Origin of the sequence: Flagellimonas sp. (assembly GCF_965233845.1) — a bacterium.
Classification (GTDB): domain Bacteria; phylum Bacteroidota; class Bacteroidia; order Flavobacteriales; family Flavobacteriaceae; genus Flagellimonas.
Window position 1 is genome coordinate 2,659,924 of record NZ_OZ247584.1, and the last position, 16,768, is coordinate 2,676,691.

At 42.2% G+C, this 16,768-nt stretch carries 14 protein-coding genes; 12 read left to right on the forward strand and 2 right to left on the reverse strand.

All coding sequences use genetic code 11. The annotated features are described in order from the left end of the window. Positions 1-188 precede the first annotated feature (188 nt). The 4 genes from ACO6S0_RS11710 to lptB are packed head-to-tail and all read left to right on the forward strand — an operon-like array spanning position 189 to position 3,125. Entirely contained in the window at positions 189-1,154 is a 966-nt protein-coding gene (locus ACO6S0_RS11710) for a KpsF/GutQ family sugar-phosphate isomerase (protein ID WP_422348557.1), read from the forward strand. Continuing rightward, the gene (tatC, locus tag ACO6S0_RS11715; RefSeq protein WP_422348558.1) at positions 1,154-1,987 is read left to right on the forward strand and encodes a twin-arginine translocase subunit TatC; all 834 of its coding nucleotides are present in this window, start codon (positions 1,154-1,156) and stop codon (positions 1,985-1,987) included. Before ACO6S0_RS11710 ends, tatC begins: the two co-directional genes overlap by 1 nt. Then, entirely contained in the window at positions 1,977-2,327 is a 351-nt protein-coding gene (locus ACO6S0_RS11720; RefSeq protein ID WP_422348559.1) for a carboxymuconolactone decarboxylase family protein, read from the forward strand. The genes tatC and ACO6S0_RS11720 overlap by 11 nt, the downstream gene beginning before the upstream one ends. Positions 2,328-2,384: 57 nt before the next feature. Next, positions 2,385-3,125 (forward strand): LPS export ABC transporter ATP-binding protein, encoded by a 741-nt coding sequence (gene lptB, locus ACO6S0_RS11725; protein WP_422348560.1) that lies wholly within the window; start codon positions 2,385-2,387, stop codon positions 3,123-3,125. A 5-nt stretch (positions 3,126-3,130) separates the two neighbouring features. Here the strand turns inward: lptB and ACO6S0_RS11730 are convergent, their stop codons facing one another. Both ACO6S0_RS11730 and ACO6S0_RS11735 read right to left on the reverse strand, forming a co-directional pair. Continuing rightward, positions 3,131-3,550, reverse strand: a complete 420-nt coding sequence (locus ACO6S0_RS11730; protein WP_422348561.1) for a PH domain-containing protein — start codon at positions 3,548-3,550, stop codon at positions 3,131-3,133. Positions 3,551-3,552: 2 nt separating this feature from the next. Further along, the gene (locus tag ACO6S0_RS11735) at positions 3,553-4,287 is read right to left on the reverse strand and encodes a CDP-alcohol phosphatidyltransferase family protein (RefSeq protein WP_422348562.1); all 735 of its coding nucleotides are present in this window, start codon (positions 4,285-4,287) and stop codon (positions 3,553-3,555) included. 114 nt (positions 4,288-4,401) lie between these two features. On the opposite strand from ACO6S0_RS11735, the gene ACO6S0_RS11740 reads away from it, so the two are divergent. From ACO6S0_RS11740 to ACO6S0_RS11775, 8 genes are all read left to right on the forward strand, one after another. Then, positions 4,402-5,571, forward strand: a complete 1,170-nt coding sequence (locus tag ACO6S0_RS11740; RefSeq protein WP_422348563.1) for a DUF4105 domain-containing protein — start codon at positions 4,402-4,404, stop codon at positions 5,569-5,571. Positions 5,572-5,589: 18 nt separating this feature from the next. Further along, complete coding sequence (locus tag ACO6S0_RS11745) at positions 5,590-7,467, forward strand: ABC-F family ATP-binding cassette domain-containing protein (protein ID WP_422348564.1); 1,878 nt, start codon at positions 5,590-5,592, stop codon at positions 7,465-7,467. A 37-nt stretch (positions 7,468-7,504) separates the two neighbouring features. Further along, positions 7,505-7,969, forward strand: coding sequence for a hypothetical protein (locus tag ACO6S0_RS11750; RefSeq protein WP_422348565.1), 465 nt, complete (start codon positions 7,505-7,507; stop codon positions 7,967-7,969). Between the two features lie 296 nt (positions 7,970-8,265). Next, positions 8,266-8,826: a cob(I)yrinic acid a,c-diamide adenosyltransferase gene (locus ACO6S0_RS11755; RefSeq protein ID WP_422348566.1), complete on the forward strand. Its 561-nt coding sequence runs from the start codon at positions 8,266-8,268 to the stop codon at positions 8,824-8,826. A 121-nt stretch (positions 8,827-8,947) separates the two neighbouring features. Next, a complete protein-coding gene (locus ACO6S0_RS11760) occupies positions 8,948-9,172 on the forward strand; it encodes a DUF2795 domain-containing protein (RefSeq protein ID WP_013551418.1) in 225 nt (74 codons plus the stop codon). Positions 9,173-9,465: 293 nt separating this feature from the next. Then, the gene (secA, locus tag ACO6S0_RS11765) at positions 9,466-12,828 is read left to right on the forward strand and encodes a preprotein translocase subunit SecA (protein WP_422348567.1); all 3,363 of its coding nucleotides are present in this window, start codon (positions 9,466-9,468) and stop codon (positions 12,826-12,828) included. Between the two features lie 161 nt (positions 12,829-12,989). Beyond that, the gene (locus ACO6S0_RS11770) at positions 12,990-14,207 is read left to right on the forward strand and encodes a sensor histidine kinase (RefSeq protein ID WP_422348568.1); all 1,218 of its coding nucleotides are present in this window, start codon (positions 12,990-12,992) and stop codon (positions 14,205-14,207) included. Positions 14,208-14,250: 43 nt separating this feature from the next. Continuing rightward, on the forward strand, positions 14,251-16,764 hold the full coding sequence (locus tag ACO6S0_RS11775) for a M14 family zinc carboxypeptidase (protein ID WP_422348569.1): 2,514 nt from the start codon (positions 14,251-14,253) through the stop codon (positions 16,762-16,764). The last annotated feature ends 4 nt before the right edge of the window (positions 16,765-16,768 follow it).

Genomic DNA, 16,768 nt, shown 5'->3' on the forward strand with positions numbered 1-16,768 from the left:
CCCATGCGTTCTTTTAGTATCAAGCAACCTAATCTGGAGGTGGTTCATATTCTAATTTTAAATGTCAATTTAAAAGAAGAAGCAATCTATCTTTCCTAAATGGTCTGTAAGCGATAGTTTGTTTAGTTTTGTAAACTTAAATATAAGACATTCTTTTAGGAATACAATTAGATAATCAGTTAATTACCTTGGACGAAACCCAATCTATTCTATCTATTGCGAAAAGGACGCTTGAAACAGAAAGCAAAGCCATCCATAATTTGATAAACCAATTGGATGAACAGTTTGCCCAAGCCGTTCAACACATTCTAAAATCCCAAGGCAGGGTGGTTGTGACCGGTGTTGGAAAAAGTGCCATTATCGCCTCCAAAATTGTGGCCACCCTCAATTCCACAGGAACCCCTGCTATTTTTATGCATGCCGCTGATGCCATCCATGGCGACTTGGGAACCATTCAAAAAAACGATGTGGTGGTCTGCCTTTCCAAAAGCGGGAATACCGCAGAGATCAAGGCATTGCTGCCCCTGATTAAAAATGGCAGCAATAAACTCATTGGAATCACGGGAAATATGGATTCCGTCCTATCCAAACAAGCCGATTTTGTGCTTGGGGCCTATGTGGAAAAAGAAGCCTGTCCCAATAACCTTGCTCCCACCACCAGCACCTCGGCGCAATTGGCCATAGGGGATGCCCTTGCCATCTGCCTTTTGGAACTCAGGGGTTTTAGTAGCTCCGATTTTGCCAAATATCATCCAGGGGGAGCCTTGGGCAAAAAACTGTATTTAAGGGTTGCTGATATTGTGGTGAACAATCAAAAACCTTTGGTGGACGTAAATTCCAGCGTTAAGGAAGTAATCGTGGAGATTTCCGAAAAAATGCTTGGGGTCACTGCCGTCATGGACAACAACAAAGTTGTTGGAGTGGTTACTGACGGGGACATCAGACGTATGCTTAGCAAATATGACAATATTGGGGAGCTTACCGCCAAAGATATCATGACCCAAAACCCCAAATCCGTGGATGTGGACACCTTAGCCGTAAAAGCATTGAAAATGTTGCAGGACAATGGCATTTCGCAATTGTTGGCTTTTGACAATGGGACTTATTCAGGCGTGGTTCATTTACATAATCTCATAAACGAAGGCATCCTTTAATGGCAAAAAAACAGAACAACCCCGACGAAATGTCCTTTTTGGACCATTTGGAAGAATTGAGATGGCATTTGATCCGATCCGTGGCAGCAATTGTCATTGTAGCTTGCGGTGCATTTATTATGAAGGATTTCATTTTTGACACCATCATATTTGGGCCAAAAAAAATGGACTTTCCCACCTATCAATTCTTCTGTAAGATTGCCACTTTTTTTGGAATGGAATCAGAATTCTGTAGTGACTCCTTGCCATTTACCATTCAAAACCGAACCATGGCAGGGCAGTTCTCGGCACATATCTGGACATCCATTTGGGCCGGTTTCATCATTGCCTTCCCTTATGTGCTATGGGAACTGTGGCGTTTTATCAGTCCAGGGCTCCACTCCAACGAGCGAAAACACTCCCGAGGCTTTATCTTAGTGGCTTCGTCCCTATTCTTTTTGGGCGTTTTGTTTGGATATTATGTGGTGGCACCACTTTCGATCAATTTTTTGGGAACCTACCAGGTGAGCAAGGAAGTAACCAACGAAATTGATATTAGCTCCTTCATAGCCAATGTTAGATCCTCCGTGATTGCCTGCGGGGTGATGTTTGAATTGCCCATTATCATCTTCTTTTTGACCAAGGTTGGATTGGTCACACCTGAAATTCTCAAAAAATACCGGAAAATTGCATTGGTAGTGGTATTGATCTTGTGCGCAGTAATTACCCCTCCAGATGTTACCAGTCAGATCATTGTTGCCATTCCCGTACTGATGCTATACCAAGCCAGTATCTATATCTCCAGTATTGTAGTGAAAAGAGAAGCTAAAAAAGAAAAACAAAATGCCAAATAAAGTAGAAGAATTCAATGCGTACAGGGCCAAGATGAACGATAAGCTCCTGGCAGAGAACAACAAATTGATCAAGCGCATTTTTAATCTGGACACCAATGCCTTTATGGAAGGTGCCTTGGACGTGAAAACTAAGGAGTTGTTGGGCTTAGTGGCCTCTGCCGTCATGCGCTGTGATGATTGCGTCAAATATCATTTGGAAAGTGCTAAAAAAACAGGGGCCAACAAAGAGGAGGTCATGGAAACCCTAAGCATCGCTACCCTTATTGGAGGAACCATTGTGATTCCGCATCTTAGACGCGCCTTCGAGTATTGGGAAGAATTGGAATCCATTGAGGCATAAAAAAATCCCAAAGTCCGTGATCCCCAAAGAGAATATGTTTAGTTTTGGCGAATTCTTATGAAGCTACGCGCTGAAAATATCATGAAGGCCTATCGGGGCCGTAAGGTTGTAAAGGGCATTTCCCTAGAAGTAAACCAAGGAGAAATTGTGGGACTTTTGGGACCCAATGGAGCTGGGAAGACCACCTCATTCTATATGATTGTTGGCTTAATCAAACCCAATGGTGGACAAATCTTTTTGGATGACATGGAAATTACCACCTTTCCCATGTATAAAAGAGCCCAACACGGCATTGGATATCTAGCCCAAGAGGCTTCGGTGTTTCGGAAACTAAGCATTGAGAAAAACATTTTAAGCGTCCTCCAATTAACCAAGTTGTCCAAAAAAGAGCAACACATGAAAATGGAGTCGCTTATTGACGAATTTGGACTGGGGCACATCCGTAAAAACCGTGGGGATTTGTTATCGGGTGGAGAGCGCAGACGGACCGAAATAGCCAGGGCCTTGGCCACCGACCCCAAATTTATTTTATTGGATGAACCATTTGCCGGGGTAGATCCAGTGGCCGTGGAAGACATCCAACGTATTGTGGCCCAATTAAAGAACAAGAACATTGGAATTTTGATCACGGACCACAATGTTCAGGAAACCTTGGCCATCACCGAGCGTTCTTACCTTATGTTTGAAGGTGGTATTCTTAAAGCAGGTGTGCCAGAAGAGCTTGCTGTGGATGAAATGGTGCGTAAGGTGTATCTAGGCCAAAACTTTGAGCTTCGAAAAAAGAAGCTGGATTTCTAAATCCATTAATTCCTCATTTCAATGCTAACTTCGGGAACCAGGGATTTGATATGGTCAATAAAGCCTTTTTTGTTTTTTGGAGAAACCAAAATAAATCCAGAATCGTAGCTAATTTCCAAACGATCTAGTGAGGCCGCTGGAGAACTTAAAGGGTTTCTAGTCTCCTTAATGCGGGTAATGGAGCCAACAATAATCTTCTTTTGGTAAAATGCACCATAATTAATCAATAACTCCTTGCCCGTTATTACATACGAAATCGAAAAAAACAAATAAAGAATCAAGGCCAGCGCACCAAAGTGAATTAATCCCACCACCCATTTCCAATCCAAAATCAAGTAGTAACCGCCTATTCCAAAAGATACCAAAACAAAAAGCAAGAGGCCTATACCTACTTTGGACCTGTATTTGACGAATTCAGCAGCCATTCTCACGTATTTTTATTGATCAAGGACAGCAGTATATACAATAGCACAATTACGGGAATCGCCAAAAACCTTAGGGTAATCAAGAGCACCAAACTGGCAACCAAAAACAAATAACGCACGGCATTGTCCTTAAAACTCCAATTGCCGAACTTCAAAGCGAAGAGTTCGATTCTGGAATTAAGCAAATAAGCACTTACCAAGGTCAATCCCAACAAAAACCACTGATTTAAAATGATATTGTTGAGTGCATCATTATGATGGTACAACAAAATTAAGGGTAGGGACAAAATCAAAAGCGTATTGGCAGGAGTGGGTAGGCCGATAAAGGATGAAACTTGGTTTTCGTCCACATTAAACTTGGCCAAACGATAGGCAGATGCCAAGGTGATGATAAACCCAAAAAATGCTATGGGTGCAACATCTACTCCCAACCATGGCATGCCAGCCAATTGTCCTTCACTCCAACCAGAAGCCTGTGACATATCCAACAATTGAAACATCACTATACCTGGAACCACTCCGCTGGTGACCATATCGGCCAAAGAATCCAATTGAACCCCAATTTCACTTTGGACATGGAGTGCCCTTGCGGCCAAACCATCAAAAAAATCAAAGAAAATCCCGATAAACACAAAAATGGCTGCCATTTCCAATTGGTTCTGCACTGCAAACACCGTGGCCACACATCCGCTGAAAAGATTCAGGAGCGTTAAAAAATTCGGGATATAAAATCGCATAGGTTTTCTGGTTTTCGTAAAAATAAGCTAAAAAATGAACTGGTTTAAGTATTCATTTCCGTCGAAGATACACCATGTCCTAATTATTCTGATATTTGCGGGACTATGTCGCAAATGAGACTGTTAATTTTGCTATTGATATTCTTTCTGTTGCCGGGAGGACGATTAATTTCCCAGACCCCTTCACTTACGGAGAACGCCCAAATAAGCCTGTTGACCTGTGCGGCAGGAGATGAACTTTATTCCATGTTTGGTCATACAGCATTCCGGGTTCAGGATTCTGTACTGGGCATCGATGTAGTTTACAATTATGGTACTTTCGATTTTAACCGCCCCAACTTCTATTCAAATTTTGTTAAGGGCAGATTGATCTATTCCTTATCCAGAAGAAGCTTTGACCGTTTTTTGTTTGAGTATGAGTTGGAGAAAAGATGGGTAAGGGAGCAAATCCTAGATCTGAGCTTGAAGGAAAAGAACCAGCTCCTTAATTTTTTTGAGACCAATTATCGTCCCGAAAACCGGGATTACCTCTACGACCCCTTGTTGAACAATTGCTCCAGTATTACTGGGGTTATTTTAAAAGACCAATTTGGGGATGCCCTGGTCTTTGATGGCTCTCATTTGGACCAACAATACACTTTTAGGCAGTTGGTGAGACAAAACATGGATTTAAATTCATGGGCAAGCTTTGGCATAGATGTGGCATTTGGTTCCGTGGTGGACCGAAAGGCAACGGTACAAGAGCACATGTTCCTGCCCTATTATGCCATGCAACAAATCAGGAATACCACCAAAGACGGTAAACCCTTGCTAAAAAGGGAGCGTAGCATCCTTGACTATGCAGAAATTACACCGTCTGGCTTTTTCCCGCTCTCTCCCTTGTTTTGGTTTGCGTTGTTACTCTTGTTTACCGCAATTGTAACCTATTTGGATCATAGACACGGTACTCGAAGTAGGTGGCTGGATTTCACTCTTTTTCTGTTGACCGGGCTTATAGGAACTTTCCTTTTGATTCTTTGGTTGGCCACCGATCATACGTCAACACCTTGGAACTTTAATATACTGTGGGCCTTACCTGCCAATTTGGTAGTGGCCTATGTCTTTGTGTTTCCACAACACTTGCCCTCATGGTTTGCAAAATATCTTTGGGCAGCGCTTGCCCTATTGGGAATCATGATCATTCTGTGGGTGGTCAAGGTCCAGATTTTTTCACCAGTACTGATTCCTTTACTTTTGACCCTGGCCATACGCTATGGTTACCTCTTAAAATTCGCCAAGAGTTAACGGTCCAAAAAACTTTTCATGAACTTACTGACAGTAGAAAACATATCTAAATCTTATGGCGAACTGGTCTTGTTTTCCCATATTTCCTTCGGAATAAACAAAGACCAAAAAATAGCCTTGATTGCCAAGAACGGAAGTGGAAAGACATCCATTCTCAACATCATGTCGGGGAAAGATGTGTCTGAAACGGGTCAGGTGGTATCCAGGAAGGGAATTAAAATCTCTTTTTTGGAGCAAGAACCCAACCTGAATCCCAATTTGACCATAGAGGAAACCATTTTTACTACCGATAATGAAATCCTGAAAGTCATAGCCAACTATGAAAAGGCTGTACTAAATCCAGATGACACTGATCGTTACCAACAAGCATTTGATGCCATGGAGCAGCACAATGCCTGGGATTTTGAGACACAATACAAACAAATCCTGTATAAACTGCACCTAAACCAATTGGATGCCAAGGTGAGCACCTTATCTGGCGGGCAAAAAAAACGACTGGCCCTGGCCAATGCCCTTTTAAACAAGCCCGACTTACTCATTTTGGACGAGCCAACAAACCATCTGGACCTGGAAATGATCGAGTGGTTGGAAGCCTATTTTTCCAAGGAGAACATCACCCTGTTCATGGTCACCCACGATCGGTATTTTTTGGAACGGGTGTGTAATGAGATCATTGAACTGGACAACAACCAATTATTTAGTTACAAAGGAAATTACTCCTACTATCTTCGGGAAAAAGAAGCCAGGGAGGAAAGAGAAGCCGTAGAGCAACACAAGACCAAACTGCTGTTCAAAAAGGAATTGGACTGGATGCGCAGACAACCTAAAGCACGAACCACCAAATCCAAATCCAGGATTGACGATTTCCAGGAAATCAAAAAGAAAGCCCACCAGCGAAGGCAGGACCATCAAGTGCAGCTAGAACTAAATATGGAACGCTTGGGCAGTAAGATTTTGGAACTTCACAATGTTTCCAAGGCTTTTGGTGAAAAGACCATCCTGAATAAGTTCGATTACAACTTCACCAAAGGAGAACGTGTGGGGATCATTGGTCAAAATGGAACCGGGAAATCCACTTTTTTAAACCTGATTACCCAAAGCGAAAAACCGGATGGCGGAAAGATTGTGGTTGGCGATACCTTGAAGTTTGGTTACTACACGCAGAAAGGAATCCCAATCAATGAAGGACAAAAGGTAATTGATGTGATCAGGGAGTTTGGCGATTATATTCCCTTAAAAAAAGGAAAGCAAATATCCGCCCAACAACTCCTGGAGCGTTTTCTGTTTGATCGTAAAAAGCAATACGATTTTGTGGAAAAACTAAGTGGCGGAGAACGCAAACGCCTCTATTTGTGTACCGTTCTGATTCAAAATCCAAATTTTTTGATTCTGGACGAGCCCACCAACGACCTGGACATAGTGACCTTGAATGTACTGGAGAGCTTTCTTCTGGATTTTCCGGGTTGTTTGATCGTGGTATCCCACGACCGCTATTTTATGGATAAAATTGTGGACCATCTTTTTGTTTTTAAAGGTGATGGGATTATTGAGGATTTCCCCGGTAATTATTCGGACTACAGGGCCTATGAAAACAGTAGGGTGCTGGCAGAAAGGGAGGCCAAGAGCAATGCTTCGGACAAAGCTGGAAAAACATCCTGGAAGGAAAAGGATGATTCCAGAAAACTGTCCTATCTGGAACAAAAGGAACACAAGCAATTGGAAAAGGAAATCCAAAAGCTTGAAGAACAGAAGGCTACCTTGCAAAATCAATTTCTGGATCCTGAATTAAGTGGTGATGAAATCGCTAAATTATCCGTAGAGTTAAATGAAATAACAGATCAAATAGAAACCAAAACGGAACGTTGGTTCGAACTTTCCGCAATTTTGGAAGGTTAACATGTATTTCCGGATAACTTCTTATCTAAATTTTCTTTTGAAATCCACCAACGAGCACGGGGTACACTCTCCCTTTGTTTTCCAGTTTGCGACCCAGTGCTTGTATAGCAAGGGCAAAGCGCATAAAAGCAAAAGCATAAATATCCTTTTGAAGTGTATCCCCTATTTTGATGTAAGCAAGATGGCCATTTTAGATCATTTGTTGGCCGCTCAAACCATAATGGAGTCCTTTCCAGATTTGGAATATGATAAACCACCATTTGATGCTGTTTTTGCCAATCAGTTTGATCTATTCCATTTCAATCAACTGGTTTCCGAAGGAAAACTTCATAACGATAGTGTGGTTTTAATTGATGGAATTCATCAAAATCCGCAAAAACAAGAACAATGGCAATCACTGATAACCTCCCCAAAGATTACGGTGAGTATTGACATGTACCATTTGGGGGCAATTTTCATCCGTAGGGAGCAAGAAAAGGAACATTTCACCATCCGGATTTAAAAAAGTAATTTTAGATATGGAAAGCTTTTCAACAGATTACACCATTTGGTACGTACTTGGGATTCTCTTTCTTATTTATCTGATTATTCTTTTCAGTAACCGAAGAGGCAAAAGGCGTAGAAAATCAAGAAAATTCATGGACGGTAAAAGACGTCACAATAAGTCCGATTAACAATAAATAATTTGCGATTGGAATGTATTGGTGCCACTGCTTAAACTCGCTTATTGATAATTGCTAATTGCAAATTGTCCATTGATTATTGTTCATTGTTAATTGCCCACTGATAATTGAATACATGAAAATTTACACCAAAACAGGCGATAAAGGAACCACTGCACTATTTACTGGCAAGCGGGTCCCCAAGCATCATATCCGTATAGAGAGTTACGGAACCATAGATGAGCTGAACTCTTTTTTGGGATTGCTACGAGATCAAGATATGGATGGTCACACCAAAGATGTGCTATCCTTAATCCAGAACAAGTTGTTTACGGTTGGTGCCATCTTGGCCACGGAACCCACCAAGGAAAACCGATTAAAAATCCCTAGAATTTCTGATGAGGACATCCATTTATTGGAGAAAGAAATGGATTATATGAACGAAGAACTTCCAGAAATGACCCATTTTATTCTTCCTGGTGGACATACAACCGTGTCATACTGTCATATTGCCAGAACCGTTTGCCGAAGGGCCGAACGAATGATCTCCTACCTTCATGAAAATGACCCCGTACCCGAAAGTCTGTTGTCATATATTAATCGTCTTTCCGACTACCTTTTTGTATTGGCACGAAAGTTGTCAAAAGAACTGCAAGCAGAAGAGGTCAAGTGGATTCCCGAAAAATTGAAAGAATAAATCCTAATTTTCTGCGTTTCAGATTAACACGTTGAAAATATTTTTTAAATAATACCGATTTTACTTGACAAATTGGGTTTAAAAATTATTTTTGCAAAAAAATAAAAATCAAACCGTTACTATGTACTGGACATTAGAATTAGCTTCATATTTAAGTGATGCGCCTTGGCCAGCCACCAAAGACGAACTAATAGATTACGCCATCCGTACCGGAGCTCCTTTGGAAGTTGTAGAAAACCTACAATCCATGGAAGAGGAAGGTGGCGAAATATACGAGTCCATTGAGGAAATCTGGCCTGATTATCCCACCGAGGAAGATTACCTCTGGAACGAGGACGAGTATTAAACTCCATAACAAAATCAAACTAAAAGTCTCTTTTTGAGGCTTTTTTTATGCTTTTCCCCAGGGATTGGCCCCAAAGAAGAACAATAGTTCTTGTATTGGGTGTCAGGAATTTAGAGACGGTCCAACTGAGGAACTTGGGTTGGAAACCTTAAATATTGGGTGCAAAAGTTAATTTTATAACCGATTTTAATGTGTTTATAAGCAGTTCTCTGTAATTTTGACAGCCTTGCAAGGGCATTCCAAGCCGTTCTGGACAATGGAACAACTTTTGCAATTCAAAAGAAAATTTATTCATGAGCTTTATTAATTCCGTACTAAAGGTTTTTGTTGGGGATAAATCCGAGAAAGATGTAAAAGCACTACAGCCTTTGGTAAAAGAGATCAGATCCTTTGAACAAGCGTTGGAAGGATTGTCGCATGATCAACTTCGTCAAAAAACAACTGCTTTCAAATCGCAGATAGCAGAGGATTGTAAGGAAATCAATGATCAAATCGCTGCGCTTAAAGAAGAAGTTCAAAACTCTACCGATATTGATCGTAACGAGGAAATCTACTCCGAAATAGATAAGCTCAATGAAGAGGCCTACAAAATTTCAGAGAAGACCTTAAATACCATCTTGCCCGAAGCGTTTGCTGTGGTAAAGGAAACCGCCAAACGTTTTGCCCACAATGAGACCCTTACCGTAACCGCTACGGAATTTGACCGAAGCTTGTCCGGTACCAAGGACTATGTTACGCTGGATGGGGACTATGCTGTTTGGAAAAACTCGTGGGATGCCGCTGGGAAGGAAGTGACCTGGGACATGATCCATTATGATGTTCAGCTTGTTGGTGGTATTGCCCTGCATCAAGGAAAAATTGCTGAAATGCAGACTGGGGAGGGAAAGACTTTGGTGGCCACCCTCCCACTCTATCTCAACGCACTTTCGGGAAAAGGAGCGCACCTGGTAACCGTAAATGATTATCTAGCAAAGCGGGATAGCGCATGGATGGCTCCCATCTTCGAATTCCATGGCTTATCCGTGGAATGTATAGACAAGCATCAACCCAATTCAGATGGAAGGCGAGCTGCATACAACGCAGATATTACCTATGGAACCAACAATGAATTTGGTTTTGATTACCTCCGTGACAATATGGCCCATACGCCAGGGGATTTGGTGCAACGCCCCCACCATTATGCCATTGTGGACGAGGTGGATTCCGTATTGATTGATGATGCCCGTACCCCGTTGATTATATCGGGTCCCGTTCCTGAAGGGGATCGCCATGAATTCAATGAATTAAAGCCCAAAGTTGCAGATATTGTCCAAAAGCAACGTCAGCATTTGACCGGGGTTTTGGCCGAGGCCAAAAAGCTCATCAAGGAAGGGGATACCAAAGAAGGCGGATTTCTATTGCTACGTGTGTATCGTGGTCTTCCAAAGAACAAGGCACTAATCAAGTTTTTGAGCGAAGAAGGGGTAAAACAACTGCTTCAAAAAACGGAAAACTTCTACATGCAGGACAACAATAGGGAAATGCCCAAAGTGGATGCCGACCTGTTGTTTACCATTGATGAAAAAAACAACCAGATTGAATTGACCGATAAAGGAGTCGATTATATCTCTGGAGACCAAGACAAGGATTTCTTTGTGATGCCCGATATTGGTGGAGAAATCGCCAAAATTGAAGAGCAAGAACTGGAAATTGAAAAGGAAGCAGAGCTTAAGGAAGAGCTTTTCAAGGATTTTGCCGTAAAGAGTGAGCGAATCCACACCATGAGCCAATTACTCAAGGCCTACACCCTCTTTGAAAAAGATGTGGAGTATGTGGTAATGGACAATAAAGTGATGATCGTGGATGAGCAGACCGGCCGGATCATGGACGGTAGACGTTATTCCGATGGTTTGCACCAAGCTATTGAGGCCAAGGAAAACGTGAAGATTGAGGCTATGACCCAAACCTTCGCCACCATTACCTTGCAGAATTACTTCAGGATGTACAATAAGCTTGCCGGGATGACCGGTACGGCAGTCACCGAAGCTGGGGAATTCTGGGAAATCTATAAGTTGGACGTGATGGAAATCCCAACCAACAAACCCATTGCAAGAGACGATCGCCATGATTTGATCTACAAAACCAAAAGGGAAAAATACAACGCCATTATTGAAGAGGTGACTGAGCTCTCCAAGGCAGGAAGACCGGTATTGATAGGTACCACTTCGGTGGAGATTTCAGAATTGTTGTCCAAATTGTTGAGCGTTCGTAAAGTTCCCCACAACGTACTTAACGCCAAATTACACAAAAAAGAAGCCGACATTGTTGCCGAAGCAGGGAATGCCGGAGTAGTGACCATTGCCACCAACATGGCAGGTCGTGGAACGGATATTAAACTAAGTGACCAGGTAAAAGCTGCTGGCGGATTGGCCATTGTAGGTACAGAAAGACACGATTCCCGTAGGGTGGATAGACAACTGCGAGGACGTTCCGGACGTCAAGGGGACGTGGGTAGTTCCCAGTTCTATGTGTCGCTGGAGGATAACCTTATGCGTTTGTTCGGCTCGGACAGGGTTGCCAAAATGATGGACCGTATGGGATTGGAAGAGGGTGAAGTGATCCAACACTCCATGATGACCAAGTCCATTGAGCGCGCCCAGAAAAAGGTGGAGGAAAACAACTTCGGAATTCGTAAACGTCTTTTGGAGTACGATGATGTTATGAACGCCCAACGTGAAGTGGTTTACAAACGAAGACGACACGCCCTTCAAGGTGAGCGATTAAAGGTGGACATAGCCAATATGATCTATGACACCTGTGAGGTTATTGCAGAGACCAACAAACTGGCGGAAGATTACAAGAATTTTGAGTTTGAGTTGATCAAATATTTCTCCATTACCTCCCCAGTTTCGGAAGAGGAATTTAGAAAATTGAGCTTCCAAGAAATCGCCAACCAAGTGTACAAGGGCGCGTATGATTTCTATCAGCAGAAGATGGAACGCAGTGCAACGGTGGCCTTTCAGGTAATCAAAAAAGTGTACGAGGACCAGACCAACAAATTTGAGCGTATTGTGGTTCCATTTACGGATGGCATCAAAACCTTAAATGTGGTCACCAACCTGGAAGAGGCCTATAACAGTGATGGAAAGCAGCTGATTACGGATTTCGAAAAGAATATCTCACTGGCCATCATAGATGATTCCTGGAAAACGCACCTGCGTAAAATGGACGAGTTAAAGCAATCCGTTCAATTGGCCGTGCATGAACAAAAGGATCCCCTATTGATTTATAAGTTTGAGGCCTTTGAGCTTTTCAAGGACATGATTGACAAGGTAAACAAAGAAGTAATATCCTTCTTGTTCAAAGGGGAGCTTCCGTCCGAGAATACCAATCAAATCCAAGAGGCCAGAAACGTAAGAAGACCCAAGGAAAATCTAAAAACTTCCAAGGAGGAAATCCCGAACAGTGATGAACTTGCGGCCCAAAACAGGGCTGCAGGCCAAACCCAGGGCCGTAGACCACAAGTTACGGAAACCGTGGTACGGGAAAGACCCAAAATAGGAAGAAACGAGCGGGTGACCATAAAAAATGTGATGTCTGGAGAAAGCAAGACTGTAAAGTACAAACAAGCTGAACCTCTGATAGATAAGGGCGAATGGGTCTTGGTTGAGGATTAACTGGAAATACATAAAATTGGAAAAGCGGCAGTCATTTAAGGCTGCCGCTTTTGATTATAACAAAAACATAGTTAGTTTTACATCCCAAACACCCCCACATAGCTACTTTTACCACTGCCTTTCAACCATCTGTGGTAAAATGGAATAACCATACCATGACTATGAACATGCCCAACGAGGAAAATCGTCGTTTGCAGGATAAAATCCAGTTGATTCTAAAAGTCAACCACAATTCCATCTTGACCTCCATAATTTTTGGGCTTGTTTGCATTTTTCTCTTGGACATAAAAGGTATTATCCCCTATGTATTCTTCGGTTACGCTGCTATAAATTTTCTGAATACTTATCTGTACAACAAGCATAAAAACCTTACTGCAACCTACAACATTGCATCTTTGTTGGCCATGGCTGGCGGAATATTGATCACCATCCATAGTGGAGGAATCCAAAGCCCTTTTATTTTGGTGTTGGCCATTGTGGTGTTTGCAGGCTATGTGACCACCAAGATGTACGGACAGTTTTATCTTATTGTTAATCTGGTACTGGTTGCCGCCATATTTGTTTATGATCTTGCCGATTTGAATCTTACAACCAATATGGTCCCCGAGGGTTCCAGAAGATGGTTTGCTTTTTTAAGCGTTGTCTTTGCCGTATATCTATTGGGAGGAGTTTTTGGCAGAAACCTGCTACGAGCCCATCACAATTTATATAAGTCCAGAAAAGAAGTACAAGAACGCATAGAGGAAAAAGAAACCCTGCTCAAAGAAGTACACCACAGGGTTAAAAACAATCTTCAGACCGTTTCCAGTTTGTTGAGTTTGCAATCCAGGGCTGTTTCCGATGAAAAAATAAGTAGCATTATCAAGAGTAGTCAAAATAGGGTGGTCTCCATGGCCATGGTTCATGAAATGTTGTACAAACGCGACGACTATTTGTCCAAGATAGAGCTACGACCCTATGTGGAGGAGCTTTGCAATTATCTCGTTCGCTCCGTAAAGGGAAATACCAACAAAATAAAGGTCAACCTTCATGTAGACGATTACAAACTCAGCATTGATACCGTAATTCCCCTAGGTTTGATTATCAATGAAACCATCACCAATGCACTTAAATATGGAATAAAGGGCGATGATGCCGGGGAAATCCTGATTTCCTTACGCCAGTTATCTGAAAAGCGCTATGAAATGCATCTGGGCGACAATGGTGTGGGCTATGCAGATACTATTAGCCCGGAAACTTCAAAATCCCTAGGTCTTAAGCTTATTTACAACCTTGCCCGACAACTTAGGGGAACCATTGAACGGGATCTTGAAAAACAAGGCACATATTACCGTTTGGAATTCGAGGAAATTATAGAGGAAATCAAGGCCATTGATTAAATCCTTTTTCTATCTTTAGAAGATTAACTTAATCTTTCCAAACATGTTGAAAAAACTACTCTTGGCAGTACTTTTTATGGGTACTACAGTTTCAGCGCAAGACTATTTCTTCAAAAAGTACCATCCTTTTAATTCCGATATTCCCTCTCCAGAGGAATTCCTTGGCTACCCCATTGGTCAGCACCACACCAGACACGATCTAATTGTGGCCTATATGACCAAACTGGCAGAGACTTCTGATAGAGCCAGTATCCATGTATATGGAAAAACACATGAAGGCAGAAAATTGGTCATCTTGACTGTAACATCACCAAATAATCTAAATAATCTGGATCAAATCAAAAGTCAGCATTTGCAGTTTGTGGATCCAAACCAAAGCCCTACCAACTACAATGATGTTCCCATTTTTGTCAATTTGGGATATAATGTCCATGGTAATGAGCCTTCCAGTTCTGAAGCCGCAATGCTAGCTGCATATACCCTAACTGCATCCAACCACCCAGAGATTCTCAACTACATCAATAATGGGGTGATTTTTATTGACCCCACCATCAATCCAGACGGAAGGGACAGGCATACCCAATGGGCCAATATGTATCAGGGCAGTCCTTTAGTGGCCGACCCCCAAGATGCGGAACACAACGAATATTGGCCTAGAGGAAGAACCAACCACTATTGGTTTGATCTCAACCGGGATTGGCTTTTGGGTATTAATCCAGAAAGTCGCGGAAAACTGACTTGGTATCATCAATGGTATCCCAATGTGGTTACGGATTTTCATGAAATGGGCACCCAAAGCTCCTATTTCTTCGAGCCGATGAAAGACAACGCTTCCTGGGATCCCATAATGCCCAAGGAAAATTATATCGACCTCAACAACCTATTTGGAGACTATTTCGCCAAAGCCTTGGACAGTATTGGTTCGTTTTATTTTACCAAAGAAGTATTTGACGGCACTTATCCTGGATATGGCTCCTCTTATCCAGATTTACAGGGCGGATTGGCTTTGTTGTTTGAGCAAGCCAGTTCAAGAGGTCATAAACAAACCACGGCATTTGGGGAAATAACCTTCCCCTTTACCATAAGAAACCAATACGTCTCAAGCATGGCCACCGTAAAAGCGGCCGTTGAAAACAAAGCGCAATTAAGGAAATACCAGCAGGATTTCTTCAAAAGTGCGTTGACCAATGCTTCAAAAAGTAGAGTCAGAGGCTATACGTTCAGGGATGACCATGATCCAAATCGGGTCAAGGCATTTGTAGACAAATTGCTCCTCCACAAAGTGGATGTTTACCGTTCTAGAAATCAATTTATAGTGCCTACCAGACAGCCTCAATATCGGATGGTGCAGACCATGTTCGAAACTTATGAAAAGTACAGGGATAGTGTGTATTATGATGCCTCGGCTTGGTCAGTGGCCAACTTTTATAACATGAAGTACCAACCGGTTTCCAACCTAAACTTGGGAGAGCAAATCACTTCCTTGGATAATTTGGTAAATCCCAATGCAGTGTCAAAGACGGATTATGCCTATATCATTGATTATGATGACTACAACGCTGTTGCCGCATTGCATTATTTACAGTCCAAAGAATTGGTGGTATCGTCATCTTTTAAACCCTTTACGGCCAAAACCACAACTGGTAATCAAAGGTTTAATTATGGGGCTTTGGTTGTGGCAGTCAGTCTTCAGAAAAAGGACTCCGATGAAGTATATAAGCTGATTCAGCAAGCCCAAAAGAAATTTCAGGTACCGATTTATGCAGCGGCCACAGGTTATAATGCAGCGGGGATCGACCTAGGGAGCAGATATGTGGAGCCCATCACCAAACCCAAAGCTGCTTTGTTGATTGGGGACGGCGTGCGCTCTTATGACGCAGGAGAAGTATGGCATCTTTTGGATACCCGAGTGCACATGCCTATCACCAAAATCCCAATGCGCAACTTTGAAAGAGCCAATTTGGACAAGTACAATACCTTGGTCATGGTTTCTGGGAACTATGATTTATCCAAAAAGCAGCAGGAAAAAATCAAAAATTGGGTTAGTAATGGGAATACTCTGGTTACCATAGGAACAGCTTCCAAGTGGGCCATTGAAAAAAAGCTTGTTAAGGAACGATTGACAGAGAAGGAAGAGGATTCCACCAAGACGGTAGTTAGAAAACCCTATGTGGATGCTTCCGAATATCTGGGGAAAGAGAGTGTTGGCGGTGGGATTTTCAAGGTAGATTTGGATGTTACCCATCCCCTGGCCTTTGGGTATCACGATACCTCCATTCCAGTATATAAGAACAATTCGGTTTGGTTGGCTCCCAGTAAAAATGAATATGCCACCGTGGCCAAGTATGCTAAAAATCCCCATATTGACGGTTTCATTACCAAGAAAAATATGGAAGACTTCCTAAAACCCTCTGCTTCCTTGATTGTTAGTAAAGTTGGGAGTGGAAGAGTGGTTCTCTTTGCAGACAATCCGAATTTTAGGGGGTCTTGGTACGGTACCAATCGACTTTTCCTTAACGCACTGTTTTTAGGTGATAAAATTGAAATTCCAGAATAAGATA

Bases quoted from the DNA above. Each gene is read 5' to 3' on its own strand.
- ACO6S0_RS11760 (WP_013551418.1), top strand. From the start codon at position 8,948: ATGTACTGGACATTAGAATTAGCTTCATATTTAAGTGATGCGCCTTGG.
- ACO6S0_RS11755 (WP_422348566.1), top strand. From the start codon at position 8,266: ATGAAAATTTACACCAAAACAGGCGATAAAGGAACCACTGCACTATTT.
- ACO6S0_RS11730 (WP_422348561.1), bottom strand. From the start codon at position 3,550: ATGGCTGCTGAATTCGTCAAATACAGGTCCAAAGTAGGTATAGGCCTC.
- ACO6S0_RS11720 (WP_422348559.1), top strand. From the start codon at position 1,977: ATGCCAAATAAAGTAGAAGAATTCAATGCGTACAGGGCCAAGATGAAC.
- tatC (WP_422348558.1), top strand. From the start codon at position 1,154: ATGGCAAAAAAACAGAACAACCCCGACGAAATGTCCTTTTTGGACCAT.
- ACO6S0_RS11745 (WP_422348564.1), top strand. From the start codon at position 5,590: ATGAACTTACTGACAGTAGAAAACATATCTAAATCTTATGGCGAACTG.
- ACO6S0_RS11735 (WP_422348562.1), bottom strand. From the start codon at position 4,287: ATGCGATTTTATATCCCGAATTTTTTAACGCTCCTGAATCTTTTCAGC.
- secA (WP_422348567.1), top strand. From the start codon at position 9,466: ATGAGCTTTATTAATTCCGTACTAAAGGTTTTTGTTGGGGATAAATCC.
- ACO6S0_RS11775 (WP_422348569.1), top strand. From the start codon at position 14,251: ATGTTGAAAAAACTACTCTTGGCAGTACTTTTTATGGGTACTACAGTT.
- ACO6S0_RS11740 (WP_422348563.1), top strand. From the start codon at position 4,402: ATGAGACTGTTAATTTTGCTATTGATATTCTTTCTGTTGCCGGGAGGA.
- ACO6S0_RS11770 (WP_422348568.1), top strand. From the start codon at position 12,990: ATGAACATGCCCAACGAGGAAAATCGTCGTTTGCAGGATAAAATCCAG.
- lptB (WP_422348560.1), top strand. From the start codon at position 2,385: ATGAAGCTACGCGCTGAAAATATCATGAAGGCCTATCGGGGCCGTAAG.